Genomic DNA, 25,147 nt, shown 5'->3' on the forward strand with positions numbered 1-25,147 from the left:
AGCAGCACGCCGCTGATGCCGTAGCGGCGCTGATCAAGAACAGACCAGCCTGAGCCCGGTACGGGATTCAGGTTTGATCTGTGTTCGCAAACCACTAGAGAGTATTGGTGAAGCCAATCCCCTTGGGCGAGCGCATCAAGGCCCGGTTCATAGAGGCCTTGGTCGTAGGGAGGGTCGAAGTAGACGATGTCGAAGGGGTCTTGGCTCCAGCCTCTGCGCAGCCATCCGATCAGTTCCCGACGTTCTGTGAGCACTTCGGGCGTCGGTGAACAATCAGCTGCAACCGTGCTGAGGTTGGCGCGAGTGATGCGGATGCACTTTGGGTCTTGATCGACGGCTACCACGCAGCGTGCACCCCGTTGCAGCGCCTCGCAGCCCATCACCCCACTGCCGCTGCATAGATCCAGCCAGCGGCAATCTTGCAAGTGCGGCGCGAGGATATTCATCACCGCCTCACGGACTCGGGAGGTGGTGGGTCTTGTGGCGCGTCCTCCAGGGCTTTGCAGACGTCGACCGCCGCTGAGCCGAAGTTGCCCGCCACCGCTCATCGGATGGGCTCGGCCCCGCGCTGCAGCCAGGTCAACCAGCGTCGCAGCATTTCTTCTCCGGCATCAGACGACTTCTCCGGATGGAACTGACAGGCTCCCAACCGGCCTTTCCAGACAACAGCAGTGACCTCCTGATCGCCGAAGGCGGCCGTGGCTTTCAAGTCATTCCGATCGGTGGGAACTGCGGCGTAGCTATGGACGAAATACACCCATTCAGAGGGGACATCGCTGTCGCTGTTGAGCAGTGGGCAATTGCCGTGATGCCGTAACGGGGCCCAGCCCATGTGGGGGATCCGTTCGCCGCTGCCACTGGGGAGACGTTTTACCCGTCCGGCAAGGAGGCCAAGGCCGGGTTCGCTTCCTTCGTCGCTGTGTTCGAACAGCAGCTGCAGGCCGAGACAGATGCCAAGCAAGGGGCGATTGTCATGACCCCAACGCAGCAAGTGGGGCACCAGCCCCGTGGCCCTGAGGTTGGCCATGGCGGGATCAAAAGCTCCTACCCCCGGCAGGATCAGAGCATCAATGCCATCGAGCTGGTCAGCGTGATTGATCAAGCTGCAGCTTTCACCCAGACGCTCTAAGCACTTCTCCACTGAGTGGAGATTGCCCATGCCGTAATCGATCAACCCAAGGTTCAGACTCAATCGACCTCTCCGATCTGGAGACAGATTCAGAGGTATTTGGAGATTGTGCCCGACAGGGTTGCCTTGGGAACAGCGCCCACAACCGTGTCGACCTTCTGACCGCCCTTAAACACCATCAAGGTTGGAATGCTGCGGATTCCGTACTGGCTGGCGACGTTGGGATTTTCGTCAGTGTTGAGCTTGAAGACTTTGATCTGTCCGTCAAATTCTTTGGCAATCTCCTCGACGATCGGAGCCACCATCCGGCAGGGTCCGCACCAGGGCGCCCAGAAGTCGACAAGAACCGGAACGTCGCTCTGGAGTACGTCCTGCTCGAAGGAAGCATCGGTAACGGCAGCGGCGCTAGACATATGAGCAGGAAGATTTAGGGTGAATTTAGCAACCGTTTTGAGCGAAAACACGGCCCTTCCCTGTCAAGAAGGGAACTTGTGACAGTCACTCTCCATCAATAGTAAAAGCCCGATCGCGCCGGGCTAGGGGGTGTGAGGAGTGTGTGGGCCTAAGCCCGCACACTCCTCAGCCTAGCTCTGCTCTATTTGCCCATCCCGAGGTGCTGGGCCTTTTGGTAAACCTTCCCTTCCGTCAGCAATGACGGCGCAACGACCACCTCGACCTGCTGCATTTCTTTGATGGTCCGGGCGCCAAGGGTTCCCATGGATGTTTTGAGACACCCCAACAAGTTGTGGGTTCCGTCGTCCAACTTGGCAGGGCCGCGGAGAATGCGTTCGATGCTTCCTGTGCTCCCAACATTGATGCGGGTGCCGCGAGGCAGCACCGGGCTTGGCGTTGCCATCCCCCAGTGGAAGCCCCGGCCGGGGGCTTCGTCCGCACGGGCAATGGGCGATCCAATCATCACCGCGTCGGCCCCGCAGGCGATGCATTTGCAGATGTCACCACCGGTCACGATGCCACCGTCAGCAACGATCGGGACATAGCGACCGCTCTCCTTTTCGTAGTCGGCCCTGGCGGCCGCGCAGTCTGAAACCGCTGTGGCCTGTGGAATCCCGACACCGAGAACGCCGCGGGAGGTGCAGGCGGCACCCGGTCCGATTCCCACCATCACGCCCGCAGCACCAGCACGCATCAGTTGCAGGGCTACGTCATAGGTGACGCAGTTGCCGATCACCACGGGGACGCCCATGTCGCGACAGAGGGCTTTGAGATCAAGGGTCTCCTGGCCTTCAGGACCGATGTGATCCGTCGAAACCACGGTGGCCTGCACAAAGAAGAGATCGGCTCCTGCTTCGGCGATGGCCTTGCCGAAACGCAGAGCAGCTACCGGGGTTCCGCTCACGGCGGCAATGCCTCCTTGGGCCTTGATGTCTTGGATGCGTTTGCGGATCAGTACTTCTTGAACCGGTTGGCTGTAGATCTCCTGCATCAGTGGGACGAATTCGTCCTTCCCGACGGCTGCGATGCGATCCAGAACCTGGTTGGGGTCCTCATATCGGGTTTGCACCCCCTCCAGATTGAGAACGCCAAGGGAGCCGAGCTGGGACAGACGGACGGCCATTTCCACATCCACCACGCCGTCCATGGCGCTGGCGATGATGGGGATCTCCCGCTCGATGCCCCCGAGTTTCCAACAGGTATTAGTCACCTCGGGGTCAACCGTGCGACCCCCAGGCACCAGAGCGATTTCATCGATTCCGTAGGCCCGGCGAACGGTCTTTGAGCGTCCGAGCTGAATGTCCACCGCGCGACTTAATAAAGTCTGATCAAGCTACCAATCGGGATGATCGCTTCAGCTCGAGCTGCCCGTGATACGGCTCCAGGCTGACCGGGTGGCCGTGATGAATTTGTCCCGGTCGCTGTTCCTGATCAAGTTGCGAAGAGCAAAATTCATCAACCAGATCAGGCCGGCGAGCTCAAGAAGGCCTGGAGCGAGAGGAAGGCTGTCAATGGTGTTGAGCACACCGGAGTACACCTTCGCCACCAGGGCGAAGGCAATCAACCCTCCAATCACCCGCAGCGGCAACTGGGCTTTGGTCCAGAGCTGAGCAAGATCGTTCTGCTCTACCCAGGCCTTGGCCTTGCCCACCAGCAGCTCCCATTCACCTCCGTCTTGATCTGAGCCGTCCTGATCTGAAGCGTCCTGCGCAGGGATGGAGACCGTGGACGCGATCACAGGGTCCGGCGTAGGCGCGGGGGTTGGTGCCGGTGCTGGCGTGGGTTCAGGTGTTGGTGCTGGCGTCGGTGCTGGTGTGGGCTCAGGTGTTGGTGCTGGCTCCGGACTATTGACGGGAGTAGGAGTTGGCGTGGGGTCGCTGCCTGGGGTTTCGGCTTCAGGGCGAGGCTCGTCTACAGGACCCATCACGTCAGTGCAAAGCGGTTGGGATTTTATCCGGAGTTTTCCTATTGCTTCCACTGTCCGAGATAGACTGTTAAAGGACGTCTGATGCACGTATGACGGATTCTGTGGGGCCTGTCGGCGGCGGTCCTGGCGGTTCCGACGATCGGATTATTCAGACGGACCTACGCAACGAGATGTCGCGCTCCTATTTGGAGTACGCGATGAGTGTGATCGTTGGCCGGGCCCTGCCCGATGCCCGCGATGGTCTCAAGCCCGTGCATCGACGAATCCTTTACGCGATGTATGAGCTGGGCCTCACCAGCGACAGGCCATATCGCAAATGTGCCCGTGTGGTGGGCGAAGTGCTCGGCAAATATCACCCCCACGGCGACACCGCTGTGTACGACGCCCTGGTGCGCATGGCCCAGGACTTCTCCATGTCGATGCCCCTCATTGATGGGCATGGCAATTTCGGCTCTGTGGACAACGATCCACCGGCAGCCATGCGTTATACCGAATCGCGGTTGCGGGCGCTGACCACCGACAGCCTGCTGGAGGACATTGAGGCTGAGACGGTTGATTTTGCCGACAACTTCGATGGTTCCCAGCAGGAGCCCACGGTGCTTCCCGCCAGGATCCCTCAGCTGCTGCTGAATGGTTCGGCAGGCATCGCGGTGGGCATGGCCACCAACATTCCCCCCCACAACCTCAATGAGCTGATTGACGGGTTGCTGGCGTTAATCGCCGATCCCGAGATCAGCGACCAAGAGCTGATTCGGTTGATTCCTGGCCCCGATTTCCCCACCGGCGGTCAAATCCTCGGTCGTGATGGCATCCGCGACACCTACCTGGGCGGTCGGGGCTCAGTGACGATGCGCGGCGTGGCCTGCATTGAAACGCTTGAGGTCCCCGGGCGCCCCGATCGCGATGCTGTGATCATCACGGAACTTCCGTACCAAACCAACAAAGCGGCACTGATTGAGCGCATCGCTGAGCTGGTAAACGACAAAAAGCTCGAAGGGATTTCCGACATCCGGGATGAGAGCGATCGCGACGGCATGCGGATCGTTGTGGAGTTGCGCCGTGATGCCTACCCGCAGGTGGTGTTGAACAACCTGTTCAAGCTCACCCCTCTGCAAGCCAACTTCAGTGCCTACATGTTGGCGCTGGTCAACGGCGAGCCGATCCTGCTCACCCTGCGCAAGATGCTCGAGGTGTTCCTCGACTTCCGGGTCGAGACGATTGAGCGCCGCACCCGCTACCTATTGCGCAAAGCGGAGGAACGCGACCACATCCTGCTGGGCCTGCTGCTTGCCCTCGATCAGCTGGACCCGATCATTGCCTTGATCAGGGCCGCTCCCGACACGGCGACGGCACGCCAACAGCTGCAGGAACTTCACGGCCTCTCAGACATCCAGGCCGACGCAATTTTGCAGATGCAGCTGCGTCGTCTAACCGCCCTTGAAGCCGACAAGATCCGTCTTGAACATGAGGATCTGGTCACCAAGATCGCCGACTACAAGGACATCCTTGGCCGCCGCGAGCGGGTGTTCGGAATCATTCAGGCCGAGCTCGGTCAGTTACAGGATCGCTACCCCATCCCTCGTCGCACGGAGATCCTGGACCTCGGAGGTGGACTCTCCGACATCGACCTGATCGCCAATGAGCGTTCGGTGGTTCTGCTCACCGAGACCGGTTATCTCAAGCGGATGCCGGTGAGCGAATTTGAAGCCACCAGCCGCGGGACGCGCGGCAAGGCCGGAACCCGGAGCCAGGGTGAGGATGCCGTGAAGCTGTTCATCAGCTGCAACGACCACGACACCTTGGTGTTGTTTAGCGATCGAGGCGTGTCCTATGCCTTGCCCGCCTACCGGGTTCCCCAGTGCAGTCGGACTGCGAAGGGTACGCCGGTGGTCCAGCTGTTGCCGATTCCACGGGAAGAAGCCATTACATCGTTGATTCCCGTGTCGGAGTTCAGCGACGACACCGACCTGCTGATGCTCACCACCGGCGGTTTCATCAAACGCACCCGGCTTTCGGCCTTCAGCAACATCCGCTCCAATGGCTTGATCGCCATCAACCTGGAAGAGGGCGACGCCCTCACCTGGGTGCGCCTTGCTGTTCCCGGCGACAGCGTCTTGATTGGCTCCAAAGCGGGAATGACCATCCACTTCCGTCTCAGTGATGAGGAGCTGCGGCCCCTGGGGCGCACGGCACGTGGCGTGCGGTCGATGAATCTGCGCGATGGTGATGCCCTGGTGAGCATGGATGTGCTGCCGGTGGAACTCGCCGATCAGGTGGCCGCCAGCGCAGAGGAAGAAGAGGACGCCGCCAGCGAGGGCCCCTGGGTGCTAGTGGCTTCGGCTTCGGGTCTGGGCAAGCGCGTGCCCGTGACGCAATTCCGTTTGCAGAAGCGAGCCGGCATGGGTCTGCGGGCGATGAAGTTCCGCACCGAGGCCGATGAACTGGTGGGCCTGAGTGTGCTCGGTGCCGGAGAGGAATTGCTCCTCGTCAGCGAGAAGGGGGTGATCGTGCGCACCAGCGCCGATGCCATTCCCCAGCAGTCGCGGGCTGCCACGGGTGTTCGTCTGCAGAAGCTGGACAAAGGTGACCGGCTGCTCAAGGTGGTGCTGGTGCCGCCGGAAGCCGTAGACGAATCTGCTGACGACGACACCACTGCATCGGAAGTCACCGGATCAGACGCGCAGGACAGCTGACCTTGGCTGAGCCGGTGGATGTGCTGGTGCTGGGGGGCGGTCCTGCCGCCCTCTGCATCGCTTCTGAACTGAATCAACGGGGAGTGGCTGTTGCCGGCATTGCTCCCGAACGGGTCGACGCTCCTTGGCCAAACACCTACGGCATCTGGGCCGATGAACTCAAAGCGGTGGGACTCGTACAGCTGCTGGAGCACCGCTGGAGCGACACCGTCAGTTATTTCGGCGCAGGCGGCACAACGGCTCAGGATCAGAGCTACAGCCATGGCATTGACTATGGATTATTCGATCGGGCTGCCTTACAGCACTACTGGCTGGAGCGGGCTCAAGGGGTGACATGGCGTCAGGAAAGCGCAGAACTTGTGGAGGTGAGCGGAGCAACAACCAGCGTCAGCTGTGCATCGGGAACCACGTTGAAGGCACGATTGGTGATCGATGCCTCCGGCTCGCGCACACCCCACATTCGCCGCCCGGATCAGGGGCCGGTGGCTGGCCAGGCGGCCTACGGCGTGGTGGGGCGCTTCTCCAAACCGCCGATCGAGTCGGGTCGCTTTGTGTTGATGGACTACCGCTGTGATCACCTCAGCGAAGCGCAACGCCGTGAACCGCCCACCTTTCTCTATGCGATGGATTTTGGTGATGGGGTGTTCTTCGTGGAAGAAACCTCTCTTGCTTTGGCACCGGGTGTTCCCTACGAGGTGCTCAAGCAACGGCTGCAGCAGCGCTTGGATCAGCGTGGTGTGGAAATCACTGAGGTGATCCATGAAGAGTTCTGCCTCTTCCCGATGAATCTGCCGTTGCCCGATCGCAGTCAGCCGGTGCTGGCTTTCGGTGGAGCGGCGAGCTTGGTGCATCCGGCCTCGGGCTACATGGTGGGATCGCTGTTACGGCGGGGTCCGGATCTAGCTCAGGCACTGGCGGTCGCGCTGGCCAACCCATCGCTTGGTTCAGCGGCATTGGCACAAAGGGGCTGGCAGGCGCTCTGGCCGATCGAGTTGGTGCTACGCCATCAGCTGTATCAGTTCGGGCTGGGTCGGTTAATGGGATTCAACGAAGCGTTGTTGCGCACCCACTTCGCCACCTTCTTTTCCTTGCCGCGGGAAGACTGGTTTGGCTTCCTCACCAATACCCTGCCGCTGCCGCGCTTGATGGGCGTGATGCTGCGTTTGTTTGCACTTTCACCTTGGGAATTGCGGCGGGGGCTGGTGCTGGGGGCAGCCCCAGCTCAATCGCCGACCTGGGCCCAGTCCAACGGCTGAATCAGCGGGAACAGGCGGTCATCCATCTGCACCTCTTCGAGCCACCCCTCCGGCAGCTCGGTGGTTCCGTCGATCGCCTGCATCAGCTGCCAGAAGCGACCCAGGTGTCGCTGAACCCGGTCTCTGGCCAGTTCGGTAGTGGTGCCGGCCCGGAGGATGAAGCTCCAGTCGGAGGACTGCGCCAGCAACAGTTCTCGCGCGGCCTGCTGCAGCCACTGCATGGCCTGCTCGCTGCCCACCCCGCGGCTGCAGCGCTGCACCATTGCTGCACTGGCCCGTTCCCACTCTGGGATGATCCAGGCGTTGCTGTCGTTCAGCCAGTAGTCGTGATAGCCCCCCTGCCCCCAGCTTGAGGGGGAGGGGTCACAGAGCTGGAGCTGGCCAACGCTGTTCAACACATCGCGCAGCCGGGTGAAGCTCACCCCTTGCTGAGGCGCCTGCTGGAACAACTGGCTGAGAAAGGCCGGCCCTTCAAACCACCAGTGGCCAAACAGTTCGGCGTCGAAGGGGGCCACCAGCAGTGGGCATACATCCATGGCACTGTCGAGCTGATCTAGCTGACGGCGACGGCCCTGCAGGTAATCGGCTGCATGCTGCTTCACCCTTTCGGCAGCCACCCCCGGTTCGTAGGGGCGTTTCTGGTCTAAGGGTGCGCTGTGATTGGTGACCCGATGCAGCTTTAGCCCGAGGGGTCGCGGCTGGTCGAGCCCGAGGGGCTTGAGCTCCTCAATGGGTAGGTCCCAGCCCAGATCGCGATGGAACTCCCGGTAGTGGGGATCGCCGGGGTAGCCGTCCTTGGCTGACCACACCGGCAACGTGGCTTCGCTGTCACGCCCAAAGAACGCCACCCCATTACGGCTGCAGATCGGGGCGTACACCCCATAGCGGGGCCGGGGCCGGCCATGCAGCAGCCCATGGCCGTCCAGCACGGCATAGCGGAGCCCGGCATCGCGCATCCAGCGATCCAGCCCTTCGTAATAGGCGCATTCAGGTAGCCAGATCCCCAGAGGCGATTCCCCGACGAGGCGCTGGTGTTCCCGCACCGCGGTGCGCAGTTGACCGCGCACCGCTTCCGGGTGATGGCGCAGCAGGGGGAGGTAGCCATGGGTTGCGCCGCAGGTGAGTAGATCGATCACCTCCTGGCGCTGCAGGGCTGCGAAACGCTGGATCAAGTCACCATCGCAGTCCTGCCATGCCCCTTTGTGTCGCTTGATGGCCGCCGCCAGATGCTCGGCGCCATCGCGGAGCGCAGGATCCGCCTTTGGCAGCAGCGCGAGCCTCTCGTTCAGCCACTGGGGAAAGCGCTGCTTGAGGTCCTGATCACTCAGCAGCGACAGCAGCGTCGGCGATAAGCCGATGGTGAGTTTGGGCTGTTGGTTGGGGTCGGCGCTGGCCTGTTCCAGCGCTTCGAGCAGGGGCAGGTAGCACTCAATCAGTGCCTGGAAAAACCAGTCCTCTTCCAGAGAGCCTGGTTTTGCCGATCGCACGTAGGGCAGATGGGCATGCAACACCAGGGCGACAGCGCCTTTGGTCACGAACAAGCCCAAACGGTGGCTGAATTTAATCCGATTCCATCTCCATGCCTGAACTAAGATGAGTTAACTCATAGTCATTCCGACTAAGACCTCCGCTGGAGCCCCTTCCATGGCCAAGGACCCCGGTCGCGTCCTGATTTTTGACACCACCCTGCGGGATGGTGAGCAGTCTCCGGGGGCGAGCCTCAACCTTGAGGAGAAGCTGGCCATCGCCCAGCAGCTGGCTCGGCTCGGCGTGGATGTGATCGAGGCTGGATTCCCTTTCGCCAGTTCCGGTGATTTTGCCGCTGTGCAGCGGATCGCCCAGCAGGTCGGTGGGGACAACGGTCCGATCATTTGCGGCTTGGCCCGGGCCTCGAGGGCAGACATCAAGGCCTGCGCCGATGCGGTTGCACCGGCGCCGCGTCGGCGCATTCATACCTTTATTGCCACCAGCGACATTCACCTCGAGCACAAGCTGCGCAAAAGCCGTGCCGATGTGCTGGGCATCGTTCCCGAGATGGTGAGCTATGCCCGCTCGCTGGTGGAAGACGTTGAATTCTCCTGTGAAGACGCAGGGCGAAGTGATCCGGAGTTCCTCTATGAGGTGATTGAGGCGGCGATTGCTGCGGGTGCCACCACGATCAACATTCCCGACACCGTTGGCTACACCACGCCGTCGGAGTTCGGTGCTCTGATCGCGGGCATCACTCAGCACGTGCCCAACATCGCCGATGCCGTGATCTCGGTGCATGGCCACAACGATCTCGGTCTGGCGGTGGCGAATTTCCTTGAAGCGGTTAAGAACGGCGCCCGTCAGCTCGAATGCACGATCAATGGCATTGGCGAACGCGCCGGCAATGCATCCCTCGAGGAGTTGGTGATGGCGTTGCATGTGCGGCGTCGCTACTACAACCCGTTCTTCGGACGGGATGAGGAAAGCCCTACGCCGCTGACCGCCGTACGCACCGAAGAGCTGACCAAGACCTCCAGGCTGGTCTCGAATCTCACCGGGATGGTTGTTCAGCCCAACAAGGCAATCGTCGGTGCGAACGCCTTCGCCCATGAATCTGGCATTCACCAGGACGGCGTGCTCAAGAACCGGCTGACCTACGAAATCATCGATGCCAAGACCGTGGGGTTGTCTGACAACCGCATCTCTCTCGGCAAGCTCAGCGGTCGCAGTGCCGTTCGCGCCCGTCTGGAGGAACTGGGCTATGACCTCACTCGCGACGATCTCGATGAAGCGTTTGCTCGCTTCAAGGAACTCGCCGATCGCAAGCGGGAGATCACAGACCGAGATCTGGAGGCGATTGTCAGCGAACAGGTGCAGCAGCCTGAAGCCCGCTTCCAGTTGAAGCTGGTTCAGGTCAGCTGCGGAAGCAGCCTGCGCCCCACCGCCACCGTCACGCTGTTGGACGAAGAAGGCAGTGAGAAAACTGGGTCTGCGGTTGGGACTGGTCCGGTGGATGCCGTGTGTCGTGCCCTGAACGACTTGGCTGGTGTTCCGAATGAGTTGATCGAGTTTTCGGTCAAGTCCGTGACGGAGGGCATCGATGCCATGGGGGACGTGACCATTCGTCTGCGCCGCGATGGTGCTTTGTATTCCGGCCACGCTGCCGACACCGACGTGGTGGTCGCTGCGGCAATGGCCTTCGTCAATGCCCTCAACCGTCTGGTGGCCGGTCAGGAGCGTCAGTCATTGCATCCTCAGAAAGATCCTGTTGTTCTGGAGGGCCGACCGACGCTCTAGAGCCGAAGCCATGCGCACCTCAATCGCACGGGCTATCCAGCTGGTGCTGCTGATTCTTCTGGCTCTTCTGGTGCTCACCCCTCTGCTCTGGTTGGTGAGCACCTCCCTCAAGGGGCCAGCCGAAGACATCTTCAGCAGTCCGCCGGCGTTGCTGCCCTCACAGCCGAGCTTTGATGCCTATCTCCGGCTGTTTCAAGACAATCCCCTCACCACCTATCTGTTCAACAGCACCGTTGTGAGTGTGTTGGCGGTACTGGCCAACCTGCTGTTCTGTTCCCTGGCCGCTTATCCCCTGGCCCGGCTTCGCTTTGCGGGCAGAGGAGTTGTGCTGGCCCTCGTGGTGGCCACGATCCTGATTCCTTTTCAGGTGGTGATGATTCCGCTGTATCTGCTGATGGTTCAGTTGGGGTTGCGTAACACCCTGCTGGCCTTGGTGATCCCCCAGGCGGCCACCGCTTTTGGCCTTTATCTCCTGCGCCAAAGCTTTCTTGGCGTTCCCAAGGAACTCGAGGAGGCGGCACGGATCGACGGTTGCAGTCGCTTGGGGGAATGGTGGAACGTGATGATCCCGGCTGCCAAAGCTGATCTCATCACCCTGGCGATGTTTGTCTTCATCGGCACTTGGAGTGATTTTCTCTGGCCTCTGGTGATTCTTGACGACCCATCGCTTTACACACTCCCTTTGGGGCTGCAGCAGCTGTCCAGCAGCTTTTCACTGGATTGGCGGATCGTTGCGGCCGGATCGGTGGTGTCAATCCTTCCGGTTCTATTGCTGTTCGTGCTGTTGCAGCGCTTCATCCTGCCCAATGCCAGCGGGGATGCTGTGAAGGGATGAGTTGATGGACGTGCGCATGGCCGCAAAGGCATCCATGCGTTCCTGCATCAAGCCCATCTGTTGGCTGAGCAGGTCGCTGTGGGCATGGTCTGGTGTTTGTTGCTCCAGCTGATGGATCCGTTCTTGCAGCGCATGGATGCGTTGATCCTGCTGTTGCAATCCCTTCAGCAGCGTTACGACGAGAACACTCACAAGAGCGAGGCTGCCGCAGCTGATCAGTTTCAACAGCATTCGACCTCCCGAATCAGGCTGATGCTGACTTGAATGGGATGTTCCAACAAGAGCTGCTCTGATGTCTCTCGACGATCTGGATCAATTTCTGAACCTTCGGGACAGCGATCCTGGACTGGCCCAGGCCTTGGCACAGCCCATGGATCTTGAGCAGTTTCTTGCACTCGCTGCCGAGCGCGGATACGTCTTGACCGAGGCGGATGTCTTTGCGGCACAGCAGCGTGAACATCGCGTCAGAACAGCTGCGGAGCTTCAGCAGGATCAGGCCTCGGAATCGCGTCGCCTCCGCAATTTCATCAACGGCTGACCACCAACGCTTCACTTTTCATTGATCGAGTTTCACGACGTCCGGTGTTTCGCCGTGCACTTCTCCAATCCAGCGGGCGTGGGTGACGGCACCATCGTGGGTGTGGAAAATCCAGGCCTTGTCCAGGGATGGCTGCCGCTCGATGTGTTGATCAACGGCATTGACGCCGAGGTAACCGCCGGCTGAGGAGGACCGCAGCACGTAGCGCTCGGCGTACTTGGTGTGCATTAGCTGAGAGGGGGCTCTAATTGATCGCTAGCGGTGCGTTCTTGCAGCCTGCTTCGATCTGCGGAATTACTTTTCTTTTCCCTCCTGGAGAGTTAATAGGGTTTGTTGTTGCCAGGCCAGCCCGACCGGTGCTGCAAACCGGCTCTGATGACCGCCGTCACGGAACCAGGGATCGCTGAGAGCCGTGATCTTCAGTTCGTCCGTGTTGAGATCCCAGGTGTTTTGGAGGTAGCTGCGGAGTAGTTCCGTCTCAGGGGGATCGGGCTGTTGCCAGTGCACCACGGCCAATTGCCCCGGTCGTGACTGGAGAATGGCCAGACGGTGGTTCGGGTGGCCGTCGTTGGCGGGCTGCACGGATTCCTGAAGCTGCTCCTCGCAGACGTAAAGACGCAGTGGGACATTGCTGTCAGGTTGGGGAAGTGGATATTTGTTGAGATACAGGGCACGAGCTTTCTGAAACGCTGCCCCCGGGGCCTTGGCCATCAAGCTGTTGTAGGCCTGCTGCAGCTGCTCACTCATGTCGTTGCCGCCATGTTGCTGGCTCCAGTGTGTGGATGATTCGGGGCCATGAACATGGGAGAATGGTGACACTTCCGGGATTGGATCGCGATGGCCAAACATCGCTCCCGCTACCGGTTGGTTGGCCTTGACGGTCAGCCTCATCCGGTGCTCGATGCCCCTTACGAAACGTTGGAACTGGCCCTCGCCGAGGCCAGTGATTGGTGCACTGGACAAGGGGCTCGATGTTCGATGGGACAGCAGGGAATTGCAGTTGAAGTGCGAACCGACAGCGGTAGTTGGCGCACCATTGACTATCCGGTCAGCTGCTTGAGCCAATCCAGCGTGATGGTGGATTGATGTGGGTCAGTGTTGACCTCTGCGTTGTGCCGATCGGCGTTGGCGTCAGTCTTTCCCCGTACATCGCCGCCTGTGAACGCGTGATTGCTGCCACGGGCCTTAAGCATCAGCTGGGTCCCAATGGCACCGCGATCGAAGGCCCCTGGGAGGAGGTCATGGCTTGTGTGCGTGCTTGTCACGTTGAGTTGCACAGCATGGGGGCTCCACGGCTCTACACAACGCTCAAGCTCAACACCCGCACCGATCGGCAGCAGTCGTTCTCCGAGAAGGTCGCTTCCGTTGAGAACCTCCTCAGTGATTGAAAATCTATAGATCTTTGGTGGGTTTCGGCTCGACTTGAGTCGCTTTTGGGATCAATGAGATTGTTTAGCGCTGCTCTGCCCCATGCGTCGAGGTTTCGGGGGGGTGTTGTTGGCTCTGCTGGTCATGAACCTGACGGGAGGAGCCGTTCAGGCGTCAACGTGGGATCGCATCGCCAGTTACCTGCGGCTGCTGCAGCGGGCGGGCGTGAATGCGCTGGTGGCGCCTGACTGTCCTGCGGGCTTGCTGGGGGCCTTTCATGAGGGCAAGCAGGCCCTCTTGATGTGTGGCAATAACCTTCCCGACGATCCATCGGTTGTTTGGGTCGTTCTGGCCCACGAATCAGCCCATGTCATGCAGTCGTGCAAAGGCGGAAACTTGATGCCCGCGCCGTTGCTTGCCAAAAACATGGCGGAGGCCCGCCGTCTTGAGCCGGATACTTTTCACGAGTTGCAGCTGTATCACACGAGTCAGCATCACGTTGAGGCGGAAGCCCGGCTGGTTCAGGCTCTGCCGCCTACCCAGGTGGTGGCCTTGTTTGAAAAACACTGCGCCACTCGACTCTCCCCTTGAAGCTGCTGATGCTCGACCCTTGGCTGATGGTGGTCGACAAGCCCGCCGGCCTGCTGACGCAACCGGGCCTCGGGCCTGATCAACAGGACTCCGTGATCACCCGATTGCAGCGCAAGGAGCATGGTCTGCGATTGGTCCACCGCTTGGATCGCGACACCTCGGGTGTGCTGCTTCTGGCCAGGAGTGCCGATGCCCTACGACGGCTCAGTGCCCTATTTGCCGAACGTCGGATCAACAAGCTGTACCAGGCGGATGTTGAGGGGGAGCTCCTTGGCCGCGGCTGCATTGCTAGCCCCTTGGCACGACTGTCACGCCAACCCCCGCGCTACGGCCGCCATCCCGAGGGACGTCTGGCGCTAACCCTTTGGAAAGTCTGCGCTGCTTGTGCCCACGGCACGCGGATCTGGCTGCGCCCGCTCACGGGGCGCTCCCATCAGCTGCGGGCCCATTTGGCCGAGCTCGGACACCCCATCGTTGGTGATCCGATCTATGGGGATGCCGCTCGTTCGTTCCGCTTGCATTTGCATTCCCAGGCCTTGAGCTTTCGGCATCCCTTCACCCACCGACGCGTTCGTTTGATCTCGCAGGAGGTTCCCTTTGCAACTGAGTTCTGAACTCGTTGGCTACGTTGCCGCGGGCTTGACGACGGTCAGCTTCTTTCCGCAGGCCATCAAGACGCTGCGCAGTGGTGACACCAAGTCCATCTCTTTGGGCATGTATGGCCTATTCACCAGTGGCGTTGCGCTTTGGTCGCTGTACGGCTTGCTGGTCAAGGATGGCCCTGTGCTGGTTGCCAACCTGATCACCCTGGTTCCGGCTGCCGTTGTGCTGCAGCGCAAGATTGTTGGATGCCGATGAAGGAGCAGCCGATCAACGTCGCGCTGGAATCGGATAGGGAATGCGGCGGTGGCGCATCCGTCGCCACACCTGTACGAAGGCACGGATCACCAATTCCACTTCGCTGCGGTTGAGGCTGCTTTTGCGCAGTTGTCCATCCCGCTGTCGTGACTCCACGATTCGCCGCACCGTATCCACTGCCTGCGCATCAGAGGTGTCGGGAGGAAGGGATCGCAGGGCTGCCTCACATCCGTCAGCCAGCATCAAAATTGCTGTTTCCTTGGAGCGAGGTTCGGGGCCTTTGTACCGAAAGCGGCGTTCCTCAACCGCTGCACCGCGCTCCTTGGCCTTGTGAAAGAAGTACCCCATTTTCAAGGTTCCCTGATGTTCAGGGATGAAATCGGCGATAGGCCTGGGTAGGCGGTGGCGCCGCGCCAGCTTCAGACCCTCATCCACGTGGGCTTGAAGAACCGCCGCGCTCGCCTGGGGGTCGTCGAGCGCGTCATGGGGATTGGGGCCGTCTTTCTGGTTCTCGATGAACCAGTCAGGAGCATGCAGTTTGCCGACATCGTGATACAGCGAGCCGGTCCGGATCAGATCCACGTCAGCACCGATGGCGCGCGCCCCTTCCTCCGCGAGTCCGCAGATCATCAGGGTGTGTTCAAACGTTCCAGGGGCTTCGCAGGAAAGGCGGCGGAGCAGGGGACGTTCTTGATCCGCCAGTTCAAGCAGCCGCGCCCGGGTGAGCAGTCCAAAGGATCCCTCGAGAATGGGGATCAGCAGCAGGCTGAACATCAGGAGAATCCCGAGCAGCAAGGCGTCGGTGGCCAATTCATCAAGGCTGGGATTCAGGCTTCCCCAGAGCCGCAGACCGGTGAAGGGCTGTAGTTGCAGCAGCAGCCACTGGCCAACAAGGGCGCCGATCGGCAGCAGCACCGTTAATTGCAGGAGCTGTCCGCGGCTGCGTTGACGGCCCGCGATCAAGGCGCCAGCTGCAGCGACCGTTGCTGCCACAAGAAGACGACCATCTCCCAGACCCTGCACGGGTTCAGGCCAGAGCAGAGCGGCTACACCCATCCAGACCAAACCGCAGCCGGTACCGAGACCTTCAGCCAGCACCAGGGTGGGTGGCACCAGAACGGCGAGCGGGCTCACGGTTCCCTTGAACCAGAGTTTGGCGACCTGCACCAGGAGAAGAAGTCCCACCGCCAGCAGGGCATGGCGGACCTCCAGGCCAGGCCGTTCTCGCCGCATCACTAACAGCATTGCTGCGCAGCCAGCAGCAGCTTCCACGAACCGCTGAAACCAAATCAAAGGTTGGGGTTCGCGGCGCACGCGGCCGAAATAATCGAGCACGTCGTAGGCCTGGGGACTGATCGGTTCGCCTTTGCGGGTGATCAGATCTCCCTTGCGCACTTGGATCGTCGGGATGGCCTGTTTGGTTAGCTGCTCTTCGATCAGCTGTTTACTCAGGTTCGGGTCGGTGCGCAGGTTGCTGCTCCCGCGCAGGGTGCTGGTCAGCACCTTGGCGGCTAGGGATCTGGACGCCGGCTCCTGCAGTGCGACAGCCTTCAGTTGAAGGTCGGCGGCCCGGCGCAATTGCTCAACGGCCAGATTGCTGACCAGTCCTTGGCTGAGCATCCGATTGGCAGTGCTTCGCACCGCGACATCCCAGGCGAGATGCTCCTGTTCGCTGCGTTGTTCCAGCCACTTCTGCTCCGGCTCGGACAGGTTGACCGGCCCGATTCGGGCTCCCGAACCGGTGTTGGTGACCTCCTGCAGCTGAAGCAGTTGCTGCTCCAGGCGTTGTTTAAGTCGTTGGTTCTGGTCTTGATCGATGACCTGGACCACTGATCGCGCCACCAGAGAGGCGCGCTGCTGCTCAAGGGCGGTGTTGTCCTGAACCAGGACATCTTTCGGCGCGATGGCGTCAAATGGTGCCAGCGATCCCGGCTGGAGTTCTGGTTTGATCAGCCAAGGCAGGCTTGAGACGGCCGCCACAGATAGGCACAACAGCAGAACGATGAGGGTTTGCAAGCGCGTCCAGCGCAGCAGTCGGCTCCCTGGGCCCTCGAGCCGCAGCCAGTTCCTCCTGAGGCTGCTTAGCCGTGGAACGCGAACCAAAAAGGACCCCGTAGCGGCTTCACGCTAGCTCTCTCCAGAGGGCATGCTGGACGCAGTGGACTGAGATGCCATGGCCCTGCGTTTGGATGGCAAGGTGCTGGCAAGGGATGTGGAGCGTCGTCTTCAATCCCTGATCGAACAGCGTCTGGCTGAGGTGGGGCGACCGCCAGGGTTAGCGGTGCTGCGTGTCGGAGATGATCCGGCCAGTGCTGTCTACGTCGCCAACAAAGAAAAGGCTTGTGCTCGGATTGGTGTGGCCAGCTTTGGCGATCACCTCCCCGGCGACACTCCTGCTGCGGACGTGCTTCAGACCATTGAACGGTTGAATGCCAACCCGGAGGTGGATGGGATCCTGCTCCAGCTTCCGCTTCCTGGAGGCCTTGATGAGGGGCCGCTGCTGATGGCCATTGATCCCGAGAAGGATGCAGATGGTCTACATACGCTCAATCTCGGCCGGCTGCTTAAGGGGGAACCGGGCCCGCGCAGCTGCACCCCCGCAGGAGTGATGGCGTTGCTGCGCAGCAATGGAATCGACCCGGCGGGCAAGCGCGCTGTGGTGATCGGTCGAAGCATTCTTGTCGGACAACCGATGGCCTTGATGCTTCAGGCGGCCAACGCGACCGTCACCATTGCCCATTCCCGCACGGCAGATCTGGCGGCGCACTCCCAGGAGGCTGAGATTCTGGTTGTGGCGGCAGGGCGTCCCCAGTTCATCGGGGCAGACCACGTGCGGCCGGGTGCGGCTGTGGTGGATGTCGGTATTCACCGCAAGCCTGAAGGCGGTCTATGCGGTGATGTTCGCGCTGATGAAATCGAGTCGATCGCCGGTGCGATCTCACCTGTTCCAGGAGGTGTCGGACCGATGACGGTCACGATGCTTCTGGTCAACACCGTGGTCGCCTGGTGCAGACGCCACAACATTGACCATGATTTGGACGATCTCGTGCCCTGATCGATTCAATGGCGCTGCACTGGCTGTTTCCAACACCCGTTCTGCAGGCGGATCTTGAACCGGATGTAGCCACGGCCGCAGCCATGCAGCAACAGCTTGAGCAGTTCGACGCGCAGGTGTATCAGCACCCTGAGTTCAGCGATCGCAACAACCTCACGGGAGATTTGTTAGGCCACGCCGGCCTGGATCAATTGCATCGTATGGATGCATTCCAGTGGCTGAACGCTCAGTTGTCTGTTCACGTGTCGGACTATCTCCGTGCGCTCCTGGGGAACGATCACGGCCTTGTGGCGCACATCCAAAAGGCCTGGCCCGTGGTTTGTGCCAGAGATGGCGGAACAATTGATCTGCACAGCCATCGCAATGCTCAGTTGAGTGCGGTGTTTTATGTGTTGGCAGATCCGGCAAACGAGAGTGGGGAGCTTGAATTTGAGGCTCCCGATGATTACTTCAGCCATGTGATGGCGATTCCCTATCGCGATGCCGCCGTCTCCGGTGGTGTTTTTGCGCCGACGCCCCACCGACTGTTGTTGTTCCCTTCGGATCTTCGGCATCGGGTGCTCCCCTATGAAGGGGCAGGACCCCGCTATTCGGTCTCCTATGACCTGGCCATCACCACGGCGCCAGGGAAGGGACGCGAGATGCGAACACCCCACCCCATGGATTGGGTCCCACTCGGCATCAAGGACTCGGCCTGAGAGAATCCCGCCAGCCAGGGTCCACCCATGAGCGCCGAGTTTGATTTCAAGGCCTATCTCGGCAAGGCCAAACAGCGGGTGGAAACGGCACTTGATGGATCCCTAGGTCCTGAGAGGCCGGAGTCCTTAAGGGAAGCAATGCGGTATTCGCTGCTTGCCGGTGGAAAGCGGTTGCGTCCAATTCTTTGCCTCGCCGCCTGCGAGTTGGCCGGGGGGGACGCATCGCAGGCTCTGCCGACGGCGGTGGCGCTTGAAATGATCCACACCATGTCGCTAATCCATGACGACCTGCCGGCCATGGATGACGATGACTTGCGGCGTGGTCGTCCCACCAATCACAAGGTCTACGGCGAAGCCGTTGCCATCCTTGCGGGTGATGCACTGCTGACCCGAGCCTTTGAAATGGTGGCTCTGCGCAGTCCGGATGTTCCTGCTGAGCGTCTGCTCAAGGTTGTGGGAGAACTGTCGTTGGTGGCCGGTGCGCCAGGTCTGGTGGGCGGCCAGGTGGTGGATCTGGAAAGCGAAGGAAAGGAGGTGGATCTTGAAACCCTCGAATACATCCACCTCCACAAAACAGGAGCCCTGTTGAGCGCTTGTGTCATTACTGGGGCCATGATTGGCGGCGCCGATGATGCGCTGATCAAGGCCCTCCGCATCTACGCGAGGGGGATCGGCTTGGCGTTCCAGATCATTGACGACATTCTCGACATCACCGCCAGCAGCGAGGTGTTGGGCAAAACCGCCGGCAAAGATCTCATCGCCGATAAGACCACCTATCCCAAGCTTCTGGGGTTAGAAGAATCCCGCCACAGGGCTGACGCGTTGGTCAATGAAGCGAAAGAAGCCCTCCAGCCTTGGGCCGAGAAGGCGGTTCCCTTGCTCGCATTGGCCGACTTCATCACCAGCCGCGACCGATGATCGAAGCCATTTCCTCCCACGCTGTTGTGCGGGAGATGTTCGACAACAGTGCGCTGACCTGGGGTTTGATGGCCTGCGGTGTGGCTCAGTTGTCCAAACTGTTCCTCGAGTTGCTGCTGCACCGCCGTTGGCGTCCGGCGGTGCTGATTGAAACCGGTGGCATGCCTTCCAGCCACTCCGCCCTGGTCACAGGGACGGCGGCGTGTGTTGGATGGACCCTTGGCTTTGATCACCCCCTGTTCGCCCTCGCGGCGATGGTGGCGTTTGTCGTGATGTACGACGCCAGCGGCATTCGTCGCGCTGCCGGGTTGACGGCGGAACGGGTCAACGGCCTGCCTGATTCGCTTTGGCCGGAGCCCCATGCGAAGCCGCTTAAGGAAAGCCTGGGCCACAGTCGGCTGCAGGTGCTGGTGGGCAGCCTGATGGGCCCCGCTATCGCCTTGCCCGGCTTGGTGTATTTGGGATCACCGCTCCATCTGGTAGCCCTTCTTGGAGCGGGGCTGGGGTGACCGCAGCCGCCGAGCTCACCGCTGATCAGCAGGCGGCGGCAGATGCCTTTGCGGCCTGGCTCAATCAGCCGGTTGATGGCACGCCGTTTGTGCTCAGTGGTTTTGCCGGCAGCGGCAAGACCTTCCTCTCGATGCGGCTGTTAAGGCAGGTGGAAGCCAGCGGATTGTGTTGGACCGTTGTGGCGCCGACCCACAAAGCGGTTGGCGTTTTACGCCAGGCGCTGGAGTTGGAGGGTCTCCAACCCACCTGGTATCCCTCCACCATCCATCGTTTGTTGCGGCTGAAGCTCAAGCGATCCGCTGACTCTGAACTCTGCGAACCCACAGAGCAGACGGCCATGGCCCTGGAGAACCTTGGTTTGGTGCTGATTGACGAAGCTTCCATGGTCGACAGCACCCTGCTGGGCATTGCCCTCCAGTGCGCCCATCCGTTCAAGACCCGTCTGGTGTTCGTTGGCGACCCCGCCCAGTTGCCACCGGTGGGAGAGGAGAACAGCCCCGTTTTTGCGATGCAACGGTCTTGTTCCGCCACGTTGACCGAGGTGGTTCGTCATCAAGGACCTGTGCTCCAGCTGGCCTCTGGTCTCCGGGAGGGTCGCTTGCCCTGCCAGATGCCGCCGCTGATGCCTCCGATTCGATCACCGCAGGGCCAGGTGTGCAGCTTGATCCAACGCGAGTGGCTGGATCAGGCCCGGCGTGCCTTGCGGGAGGCTTCGGTGCAAGACAACCCCGACGCCGCACGCATCCTCTGCTACACAAACCGCACCTTGGATCGTTTGGTGCCCCATGCGCGCCGTGCCATCCACGGGGAGATGGCGGATCAGATGCCGGTACTGCCGGGTGAGGTGCTGATCAGTCGTACTGCGGTGATGGCACCGGCCTCAAGGGATGGTGAAGAGGCCGGTGAAGAACCCGACATGGTGTTGGGCTCCAACCGCGAAGTGACTGTGCGTGACATCAAGCCGGAAGCCTGTGATCTGGCGGATTTCGGCCTGTCGTCAGCCGACGGTTCCGTGCCTGTGATCGAGACGCTGTCTGCGACAGTGAATGCCGGGGATCTGGAACTCACCCTGCGCCTGCAGCCTCCGATCGGGAGTTCCGGTCGTCAGGAGCTTGATGCTGTGATGCACCGCCTGCGCAAGCAGGCCCGTGATGCCGGTAAAAAAAACGGGCGAGCAATCTGGCGTCAGTACTTTTTGATTCGCGATGCTTTCGCTTCACTGGGGCCGGCGGCGGTGCTCACGGTCCACCGCAGTCAGGGCAGCAGTTTCGGAGACGTCTTTGTCGCTCCTGATGTGTTTCGGGCTGATCCTTCGATTCGTCAGCAGCTCTGTTACGTCGCTGTGTCCCGTGCTCGCACGGGGGTCTGGTTGCTCGGGGGGGAGACGTCGTCTGACCTGCGCGCCTCGTGGCAGCGCGAATTCGACAACGCGAGAGAACCCAAATGAATCAGCTCATCATCAGCCCACTGAGGCCCTGCCAGCCCAGATAGGCCCCTAGCCCGAAACTCAGGCTTCCAACTACTAGTTCCCCGCGTCGGAGAAGGGCTGCTTTGCCGTTTTGCAGAAGCGGCAGGACCCGCTGACGTCCGGCTAACACAGCCAAAAATGGAATCAAAAGCAGGGCACTGGCCGCGGCGCTGAACCCTGCGCTGCAGGCAATTTCTTCACGCAAAGGCAACTGTGCGGCGAGAATCACGGCTGCGCTCTTGGCGAACAGCAGCAGGTCGTCGGGACTGATGACTTCTGTGACGCTGCTGATCAGTAACAGCAAGGGAAGTGGCATTGCCGCAAAGCGATCCACGGCACCGCTCCAGGACGGGGCTTCTCCGTTTTCCAGCACGCCTCGAACCAGTTCACGCCCGCCCAGGGCGATTAAGGCTCCTCCGCCAATCAGATCCAGGCCTGTCCGGTGGTCGGATCCCTGGGTCATGTCCAGGAGTAGTCCATGTCCAAGAGTCAGCAGCCCGATAACTGCAAGGGCGCTGGTCAGCAGCCATCCACCCAGAAACAAGCCACCTCGCCGCAGTGGCGACGCACCGAGCAGTAGCAGCATCATCAGAACGATATGAATGGGGGAGAGTGCCACGCCAAGCCCGTAGGTCAGCAGCTCCGTCCAGATCCTGGGTTCTGCCATTCAGGCCTGCAGAGTTGTCGGGCAATTCCAGCGCTGAATGGCCCGGATGTCGCGTTCCCATCCCAGGATGCTCACGGAGGCTGTCCCTAAAGGCAGCAGTTGGCCGCCGCAGGTTCCCAGGCCCAGCCATGTTCCAGCTAGTGCCCTGAGGATGTGGCCATGGGCGAACAAGGCAACATCCCCTGCTCCTGGAACGGCTAGCGCTGTGCGGATCGCTCTTTCACAGCGAGCCTCAACTTGCTGAGCGTCCTCTCCCCCAGGGCAGCCATGGCTCCATACGGTCCAGTCCGGCACGGTTTTGCGGATCGTGGTGGTTGTGACCCCTTCATAGTCGCCGTAATTCCACTCGATGATGTCGTCGCAGATCTGCATCTGGTCGCCAAGACCAGCTAGTTCACAGGTTCGTCTGGCCCGTTGGAGGGGAGAACTAAACACGGCTGCGAAGGGCTGTTGACCGAGGATCGGAGAGAGGGCACTGGCCTCGGCTTCCCCCTCGGGCAGGAGTGGCAGATCTGTGCAGCCGGTGTGCCGACCGTTCAGTGCCCACTCTGTTGCTCCATGGCGCAACAACCAGAGCTGGCGTGACATCAGCTTGATCGCAGCGTGGCCCGCTCAGGTTGGGCAGTGTTGGCCGACAAGTCAGCAGCCTGCATCACAGCTTCAGGATCAGGGCAGCCAGGCCAATACTTATCCCTAGGCTCACAACGCCGAGAATGGCTCTCCAGAAGGCTTTGTCTTTGGTGTCAAGGAAGTTGCTCAAGGAACGCCAGGTTCATAGTCGTCAGTTTTGCCACCTGTTAGCAGGTAAGGAAAGGTGCGATTGATCGGGCGGTGCAGCGACCGCAGTGTTTTGTTGTAGTGAACGTTGGCCACAACGCTGTAGCGGCGCCCCAGAATCAGTGCACGGTCTAAATCGGCTTCACAGCTGCGGATGTCGGTGTGTACTTCGCGTGCCTGATCTGACACCGGTTCAGCAGCAGGAATCAACGCCGAAAACTGTCCTTCCCTGTGCCTCCAGCTCTGACAGGCCTCGAGGGCCTCTGTCGCTGAATCGAACACCTGCTTCGTCGTCTCCCGTCGCGTGCTCATCGCCTCCATGCCGAGCAGGGGCAGTGCTGTGATCAAGAGGACAAATCCGAAGCGGAGCATGCGTCAGGCGCGAAGGTCCTGCTTCAGCCGTAGCTAGGTGGGCTGAGCGTGGCAGCGTCCTTCCCAATGTTTTCGCTTGTACGTTTCAGTACCGCACTTCGAACCAGTCATCGCCTGTGACAGGGAGCTGGCTTGGTTTCACCCGAAGCACTCGCGCGCCCGGAGGTCCGACCTCACACCAGGCCCGAAGTTCAGACAAGGCGAGTGGTGGGCCTTCGGCTTGCACTTCGACACTGCCATCGCTTTGGTTGCGAACCCATCCGCTGATCCCAAGATCCAGGGCGCGCCGACTGCAGCTGGCGCGGAATCCCACCCGTTGGACGCGTCCCTCGATCACCCAGCGCCAGCGTTCGACGAACAGTTGGATCCGTTGGTGTTGCTGGCGGCTGACAAATCGTTTGGCGATCGCTTCTCCCCGGCTTCGAGCGCGGCGCGCCATCGGGAGCAAATCGTCGTAGAGCTGGCCCAGTGCAGGTGTACCCAGCTCGCGTGAACCGTCTGATCGACCCATCCTTCCGAATGTCGATGGACTTTCCATCCCTCAATGTCCCACAGCACTGATCGGTCGGAGGGCTGCCGATTGGTGTGCAGCTCCCAACGGTGAAATTCGTGACCAACGAGCTTTTGACCGTTTTGAACGACAGGGCTGTCCCGCCTAGCCTGCAGGCGGCGGTAGCCCACTTGCAGCCGGCCACGCTGGGCCTTGAACGGAAGAATGCCCGTCATGTTGTGCCCGTTGCCATTGAGGTCCTGAAGCCTCTGTCCGAGCACGAGCATTCCACCGCATTCGGCGTAGACCGGCCGATGCTGCACGAACTGTCGAAGAGATCTCAGGCTTTGTTCGCAGCCGCTGAGTTGGGCTGCATGCTGCTCTGGGAAGCCGCCCGGCAAGATCAGCCCCTTGGCTTCGGCAGGGATGGGCGCATCGGCAAGGGGACTCCAACGGAGCACGGGCATGCCCATCTGCTCCAGCAGTTCAAAGGTTTCCTGGTACCGGAAGTGAAAGGCAGCATCACTGGCAAGAGCCACAGGAAGGGGTTGCCCCTTCACCGCTGGGATGTCGGCCAGAGGGTGCGGCCCTTGGCGGGGTGCCAGAAGCAAGGGCTCCAGGCGTTCCATGTTCAGATGCTCGCTGGCCAGAGCGGCCCAGGCTTGGCGTCGTTGTTCGGGAGCTTCCACTTCATGGGCAGGGGCCAAACCGAGATGACGGCCCGGTAGTGCAAGGGCCTCGGTGCGCGGTAGACAGCCCAGCAAGGGCACCTGCATGCGGTCAAGGACCTCGCCGAGGAGCTCCCGGTGCCTGGGGCTGCTGACTTTGTTCAGTACCACTCCGGCGATTGCCAGGTTGGGATCGTGATCGCGGAATCCGCGAACGAGGGCGCCGAGGGAGGCGGCCTGCCCCCCGGCATCTAGCACCAGCACCACCGGCAAGCCCAGCAGGCGGGCCACGTCGGCGGTGCTTCCCGTTTCACTGCTGCCGATGCCGTCGAACAGGCCCATCACTCCCTCCACGAGGGTTAGGTCAGCGACTCCGCCGTAACCGTGAAATGCCTGCCGAACCCAGTCTTCCCCGCACAAATTGAGATCGAGGTTGCGACAGGCCTGACCGGAGGCTTGGCTCAGCAGCTGGGCATCGAGATAGTCCGGTCCAACCTTGAACGGTTGGATCCGTCGTCCGTTCTGATACGCCCAGCTCAACAGCGTCAGGCTCAGCAGGGTCTTGCCGCTGCCACTGGCTGGTGCAGCAATGACGGCGGCCATGGCTTA

29 protein-coding genes and 1 pseudogene are annotated in these 25,147 nt (G+C 60.9%); 15 read left to right on the forward strand and 15 right to left on the reverse strand.

What is annotated here, in order from left to right:
- Positions 1 to 14: 14 nt before the first annotated feature.
- The 5 genes and pseudogenes from rsmD to DXY30_RS12560 all read right to left on the reverse strand — a co-directional run.
- A pseudogene (rsmD, locus tag DXY30_RS12540) lies at positions 15 to 548 on the reverse strand (16S rRNA (guanine(966)-N(2))-methyltransferase RsmD); the annotation flags it as partial.
- Positions 545 to 1,192, reverse strand: a complete 648-nt coding sequence (gene hisH, locus DXY30_RS12545; protein ID WP_115095247.1) for an imidazole glycerol phosphate synthase subunit HisH — start codon at positions 1,190 to 1,192, stop codon at positions 545 to 547. The pseudogene rsmD and the gene hisH, both read right to left, overlap by 4 nt.
- Positions 1,193 to 1,218: 26 nt before the next feature.
- A complete protein-coding gene (gene trxA / locus DXY30_RS12550) occupies positions 1,219 to 1,542 on the reverse strand; it encodes a thioredoxin (RefSeq protein WP_006851354.1) in 324 nt (107 codons plus the stop codon).
- Positions 1,543 to 1,724: 182 nt separating this feature from the next.
- On the reverse strand, positions 1,725 to 2,888 hold the full coding sequence (locus DXY30_RS12555; protein WP_115095248.1) for a GuaB3 family IMP dehydrogenase-related protein: 1,164 nt from the start codon (positions 2,886 to 2,888) through the stop codon (positions 1,725 to 1,727).
- 48 nt (positions 2,889 to 2,936) lie between these two features.
- Positions 2,937 to 3,506 (reverse strand): CAAD domain-containing protein, encoded by a 570-nt coding sequence (locus tag DXY30_RS12560; protein WP_115095249.1) that lies wholly within the window; start codon positions 3,504 to 3,506, stop codon positions 2,937 to 2,939.
- A gap of 92 nt (positions 3,507 to 3,598) precedes the next feature.
- Here DXY30_RS12560 and gyrA point away from each other — a divergent pair, with 92 nt between their 5' ends.
- Together gyrA and crtL are read left to right on the forward strand one after the other, a co-directional pair.
- Positions 3,599 to 6,202, forward strand: coding sequence for a DNA gyrase subunit A (gene gyrA, locus DXY30_RS12565; RefSeq protein ID WP_115095250.1), 2,604 nt, complete (start codon positions 3,599 to 3,601; stop codon positions 6,200 to 6,202).
- Between the two features lie 2 nt (positions 6,203 to 6,204).
- Positions 6,205 to 7,458 (forward strand): lycopene beta cyclase, encoded by a 1,254-nt coding sequence (gene crtL / locus DXY30_RS12570; protein ID WP_115095251.1) that lies wholly within the window; start codon positions 6,205 to 6,207, stop codon positions 7,456 to 7,458.
- Here crtL and DXY30_RS12575 read toward each other — a convergent pair.
- Positions 7,425 to 8,993, reverse strand: a complete 1,569-nt coding sequence (locus DXY30_RS12575) for a glycoside hydrolase family 57 protein (protein ID WP_115095351.1) — start codon at positions 8,991 to 8,993, stop codon at positions 7,425 to 7,427. The two genes, crtL and DXY30_RS12575, sit on opposite strands and share 34 nt — an antisense overlap.
- A gap of 109 nt (positions 8,994 to 9,102) precedes the next feature.
- Between DXY30_RS12575 and DXY30_RS12580 the strand changes: the two genes are divergently transcribed.
- Complete coding sequence (locus DXY30_RS12580; RefSeq protein ID WP_115095252.1) at positions 9,103 to 10,725, forward strand: 2-isopropylmalate synthase; 1,623 nt, start codon at positions 9,103 to 9,105, stop codon at positions 10,723 to 10,725.
- 10 nt (positions 10,726 to 10,735) lie between these two features.
- Complete coding sequence (locus tag DXY30_RS12585) at positions 10,736 to 11,560, forward strand: carbohydrate ABC transporter permease (protein ID WP_115095253.1); 825 nt, start codon at positions 10,736 to 10,738, stop codon at positions 11,558 to 11,560.
- Here the strand turns inward: DXY30_RS12585 and DXY30_RS13705 are convergent.
- Positions 11,492 to 11,791, reverse strand: a complete 300-nt coding sequence (locus tag DXY30_RS13705) for a hypothetical protein (protein ID WP_137006872.1) — start codon at positions 11,789 to 11,791, stop codon at positions 11,492 to 11,494. The genes DXY30_RS12585 and DXY30_RS13705 overlap by 69 nt on opposite strands.
- A gap of 61 nt (positions 11,792 to 11,852) precedes the next feature.
- On the opposite strand from DXY30_RS13705, the gene DXY30_RS12595 reads away from it, so the two are divergent.
- Complete coding sequence (locus DXY30_RS12595; protein ID WP_115025305.1) at positions 11,853 to 12,098, forward strand: Nif11-like leader peptide family natural product precursor; 246 nt, start codon at positions 11,853 to 11,855, stop codon at positions 12,096 to 12,098.
- Between the two features lie 18 nt (positions 12,099 to 12,116).
- Here the strand turns inward: DXY30_RS12595 and DXY30_RS12600 are convergent, their stop codons facing one another.
- Positions 12,117 to 12,326, reverse strand: coding sequence for a hypothetical protein (locus tag DXY30_RS12600; protein ID WP_115095255.1), 210 nt, complete (start codon positions 12,324 to 12,326; stop codon positions 12,117 to 12,119).
- A gap of 66 nt (positions 12,327 to 12,392) precedes the next feature.
- Positions 12,393 to 12,845 (reverse strand): hypothetical protein, encoded by a 453-nt coding sequence (locus DXY30_RS12605; protein WP_115095256.1) that lies wholly within the window; start codon positions 12,843 to 12,845, stop codon positions 12,393 to 12,395.
- Between the two features lie 90 nt (positions 12,846 to 12,935).
- Here DXY30_RS12605 and DXY30_RS12610 point away from each other — a divergent pair, with 90 nt between their 5' ends.
- From DXY30_RS12610 to DXY30_RS12630, 5 genes are all read left to right on the forward strand, one after another.
- Positions 12,936 to 13,184, forward strand: coding sequence for a hypothetical protein (locus tag DXY30_RS12610; RefSeq protein WP_115095257.1), 249 nt, complete (start codon positions 12,936 to 12,938; stop codon positions 13,182 to 13,184).
- On the forward strand, positions 13,184 to 13,486 hold the full coding sequence (locus DXY30_RS12615) for an MTH1187 family thiamine-binding protein (RefSeq protein ID WP_115095258.1): 303 nt from the start codon (positions 13,184 to 13,186) through the stop codon (positions 13,484 to 13,486). Before DXY30_RS12610 ends, DXY30_RS12615 begins: the two co-directional genes overlap by 1 nt.
- Before the next feature lie 82 nt (positions 13,487 to 13,568).
- Complete coding sequence (locus DXY30_RS12620) at positions 13,569 to 14,057, forward strand: hypothetical protein (RefSeq protein ID WP_115095259.1); 489 nt, start codon at positions 13,569 to 13,571, stop codon at positions 14,055 to 14,057.
- 8 nt (positions 14,058 to 14,065) lie between these two features.
- Entirely contained in the window at positions 14,066 to 14,671 is a 606-nt protein-coding gene (locus DXY30_RS12625; RefSeq protein ID WP_244281409.1) for an RluA family pseudouridine synthase, read from the forward strand.
- The gene (locus tag DXY30_RS12630; RefSeq protein ID WP_170951261.1) at positions 14,655 to 14,915 is read left to right on the forward strand and encodes a SemiSWEET transporter; all 261 of its coding nucleotides are present in this window, start codon (positions 14,655 to 14,657) and stop codon (positions 14,913 to 14,915) included. The genes DXY30_RS12625 and DXY30_RS12630 overlap by 17 nt, the downstream gene beginning before the upstream one ends.
- Before the next feature lie 12 nt (positions 14,916 to 14,927).
- On the opposite strand, the gene DXY30_RS12635 is transcribed toward DXY30_RS12630, so the two are convergent.
- Positions 14,928 to 17,018: an HDIG domain-containing metalloprotein gene (locus DXY30_RS12635; protein WP_115095260.1), complete on the reverse strand. Its 2,091-nt coding sequence runs from the start codon at positions 17,016 to 17,018 to the stop codon at positions 14,928 to 14,930.
- Between the two features lie 70 nt (positions 17,019 to 17,088).
- Here DXY30_RS12635 and folD point away from each other — a divergent pair, with 70 nt between their 5' ends.
- The 5 genes from folD to DXY30_RS12660 are packed head-to-tail and all read left to right on the forward strand — an operon-like array spanning position 17,089 to position 21,543.
- A complete protein-coding gene (gene folD, locus DXY30_RS12640) occupies positions 17,089 to 17,970 on the forward strand; it encodes a bifunctional methylenetetrahydrofolate dehydrogenase/methenyltetrahydrofolate cyclohydrolase FolD (RefSeq protein WP_115095261.1) in 882 nt (293 codons plus the stop codon).
- An 8-nt stretch (positions 17,971 to 17,978) separates the two neighbouring features.
- The gene (locus tag DXY30_RS12645; RefSeq protein WP_115095262.1) at positions 17,979 to 18,668 is read left to right on the forward strand and encodes a TIGR02466 family protein; all 690 of its coding nucleotides are present in this window, start codon (positions 17,979 to 17,981) and stop codon (positions 18,666 to 18,668) included.
- Between the two features lie 27 nt (positions 18,669 to 18,695).
- Positions 18,696 to 19,586 (forward strand): geranylgeranyl diphosphate synthase CrtE, encoded by an 891-nt coding sequence (gene crtE, locus DXY30_RS12650; protein ID WP_115095263.1) that lies wholly within the window; start codon positions 18,696 to 18,698, stop codon positions 19,584 to 19,586.
- Entirely contained in the window at positions 19,583 to 20,095 is a 513-nt protein-coding gene (locus tag DXY30_RS12655) for a divergent PAP2 family protein (protein WP_115095264.1), read from the forward strand. Before crtE ends, DXY30_RS12655 begins: the two co-directional genes overlap by 4 nt.
- Positions 20,092 to 21,543 carry an ATP-dependent RecD-like DNA helicase gene (locus DXY30_RS12660; RefSeq protein ID WP_115095265.1) on the forward strand — a complete coding sequence of 484 codons (1,452 nt, stop codon included), beginning with the start codon at positions 20,092 to 20,094 and terminating at the stop codon, positions 21,541 to 21,543. Before DXY30_RS12655 ends, DXY30_RS12660 begins: the two co-directional genes overlap by 4 nt.
- A 1-nt stretch (position 21,544) precedes the next feature.
- Here DXY30_RS12660 and DXY30_RS12665 read toward each other — a convergent pair whose 3' ends face one another.
- The 5 genes from DXY30_RS12665 to DXY30_RS12685 form a co-directional block, all read right to left on the reverse strand.
- On the reverse strand, positions 21,545 to 22,231 hold the full coding sequence (locus DXY30_RS12665; RefSeq protein ID WP_115095266.1) for a GAP family protein: 687 nt from the start codon (positions 22,229 to 22,231) through the stop codon (positions 21,545 to 21,547).
- Positions 22,232 to 22,819 (reverse strand): histidine phosphatase family protein, encoded by a 588-nt coding sequence (locus DXY30_RS12670; protein WP_115095267.1) that lies wholly within the window; start codon positions 22,817 to 22,819, stop codon positions 22,232 to 22,234.
- Between the two features lie 168 nt (positions 22,820 to 22,987).
- Complete coding sequence (locus tag DXY30_RS12675) at positions 22,988 to 23,380, reverse strand: hypothetical protein (RefSeq protein ID WP_115095268.1); 393 nt, start codon at positions 23,378 to 23,380, stop codon at positions 22,988 to 22,990.
- 85 nt (positions 23,381 to 23,465) lie between these two features.
- Positions 23,466 to 23,786: an acylphosphatase gene (locus DXY30_RS12680; RefSeq protein ID WP_371638813.1), complete on the reverse strand. Its 321-nt coding sequence runs from the start codon at positions 23,784 to 23,786 to the stop codon at positions 23,466 to 23,468.
- The gene (locus DXY30_RS12685; RefSeq protein ID WP_115095270.1) at positions 23,714 to 25,141 is read right to left on the reverse strand and encodes a cobyrinate a,c-diamide synthase; all 1,428 of its coding nucleotides are present in this window, start codon (positions 25,139 to 25,141) and stop codon (positions 23,714 to 23,716) included. The genes DXY30_RS12680 and DXY30_RS12685 overlap by 73 nt, the downstream gene beginning before the upstream one ends.
- Between the last annotated feature and the right edge of the window lie 6 nt (positions 25,142 to 25,147).

The sequence above is a fragment of the Synechococcus sp. UW106 genome, from assembly GCF_900474015.1.
Lineage (GTDB): Bacteria > Cyanobacteriota > Cyanobacteriia > PCC-6307 > Cyanobiaceae > Parasynechococcus.

What these genes read in the sequence shown, in the direction of transcription:
- crtE (WP_115095263.1), top strand. Translation starts at nt 18,696, where the DNA reads ATGAGCGCCGAGTTTGATTTCAAGGCCTATCTCGGCAAGGCCAAACAG.
- DXY30_RS12675 (WP_115095268.1), bottom strand. Translation starts at nt 23,380, where the DNA reads ATGCTCCGCTTCGGATTTGTCCTCTTGATCACAGCACTGCCCCTGCTC.
- DXY30_RS12645 (WP_115095262.1), top strand. Translation starts at nt 17,979, where the DNA reads ATGGCGCTGCACTGGCTGTTTCCAACACCCGTTCTGCAGGCGGATCTT.
- DXY30_RS12670 (WP_115095267.1), bottom strand. Translation starts at nt 22,819, where the DNA reads ATGTCACGCCAGCTCTGGTTGTTGCGCCATGGAGCAACAGAGTGGGCA.
- DXY30_RS12615 (WP_115095258.1), top strand. Translation starts at nt 13,184, where the DNA reads ATGTGGGTCAGTGTTGACCTCTGCGTTGTGCCGATCGGCGTTGGCGTC.
- gyrA (WP_115095250.1), top strand. Translation starts at nt 3,599, where the DNA reads ATGACGGATTCTGTGGGGCCTGTCGGCGGCGGTCCTGGCGGTTCCGAC.
- DXY30_RS12665 (WP_115095266.1), bottom strand. Translation starts at nt 22,231, where the DNA reads ATGGCAGAACCCAGGATCTGGACGGAGCTGCTGACCTACGGGCTTGGC.
- DXY30_RS12585 (WP_115095253.1), top strand. Translation starts at nt 10,736, where the DNA reads ATGCGCACCTCAATCGCACGGGCTATCCAGCTGGTGCTGCTGATTCTT.
- DXY30_RS12595 (WP_115025305.1), top strand. Translation starts at nt 11,853, where the DNA reads ATGTCTCTCGACGATCTGGATCAATTTCTGAACCTTCGGGACAGCGAT.
- trxA (WP_006851354.1), bottom strand. Translation starts at nt 1,542, where the DNA reads ATGTCTAGCGCCGCTGCCGTTACCGATGCTTCCTTCGAGCAGGACGTA.
- folD (WP_115095261.1), top strand. Translation starts at nt 17,089, where the DNA reads ATGGCCCTGCGTTTGGATGGCAAGGTGCTGGCAAGGGATGTGGAGCGT.
- DXY30_RS12580 (WP_115095252.1), top strand. Translation starts at nt 9,103, where the DNA reads ATGGCCAAGGACCCCGGTCGCGTCCTGATTTTTGACACCACCCTGCGG.
- DXY30_RS12620 (WP_115095259.1), top strand. Translation starts at nt 13,569, where the DNA reads ATGCGTCGAGGTTTCGGGGGGGTGTTGTTGGCTCTGCTGGTCATGAAC.
- DXY30_RS12560 (WP_115095249.1), bottom strand. Translation starts at nt 3,506, where the DNA reads ATGGGTCCTGTAGACGAGCCTCGCCCTGAAGCCGAAACCCCAGGCAGC.
- DXY30_RS12625 (WP_244281409.1), top strand. Translation starts at nt 14,066, where the DNA reads ATGCTCGACCCTTGGCTGATGGTGGTCGACAAGCCCGCCGGCCTGCTG.
- DXY30_RS12685 (WP_115095270.1), bottom strand. Translation starts at nt 25,141, where the DNA reads ATGGCCGCCGTCATTGCTGCACCAGCCAGTGGCAGCGGCAAGACCCTG.
- DXY30_RS12610 (WP_115095257.1), top strand. Translation starts at nt 12,936, where the DNA reads ATGGCCAAACATCGCTCCCGCTACCGGTTGGTTGGCCTTGACGGTCAG.
- DXY30_RS12605 (WP_115095256.1), bottom strand. Translation starts at nt 12,845, where the DNA reads ATGAGTGAGCAGCTGCAGCAGGCCTACAACAGCTTGATGGCCAAGGCC.
- DXY30_RS12600 (WP_115095255.1), bottom strand. Translation starts at nt 12,326, where the DNA reads ATGCACACCAAGTACGCCGAGCGCTACGTGCTGCGGTCCTCCTCAGCC.
- DXY30_RS12655 (WP_115095264.1), top strand. Translation starts at nt 19,583, where the DNA reads ATGATCGAAGCCATTTCCTCCCACGCTGTTGTGCGGGAGATGTTCGAC.
- DXY30_RS13705 (WP_137006872.1), bottom strand. Translation starts at nt 11,791, where the DNA reads ATGCTGTTGAAACTGATCAGCTGCGGCAGCCTCGCTCTTGTGAGTGTT.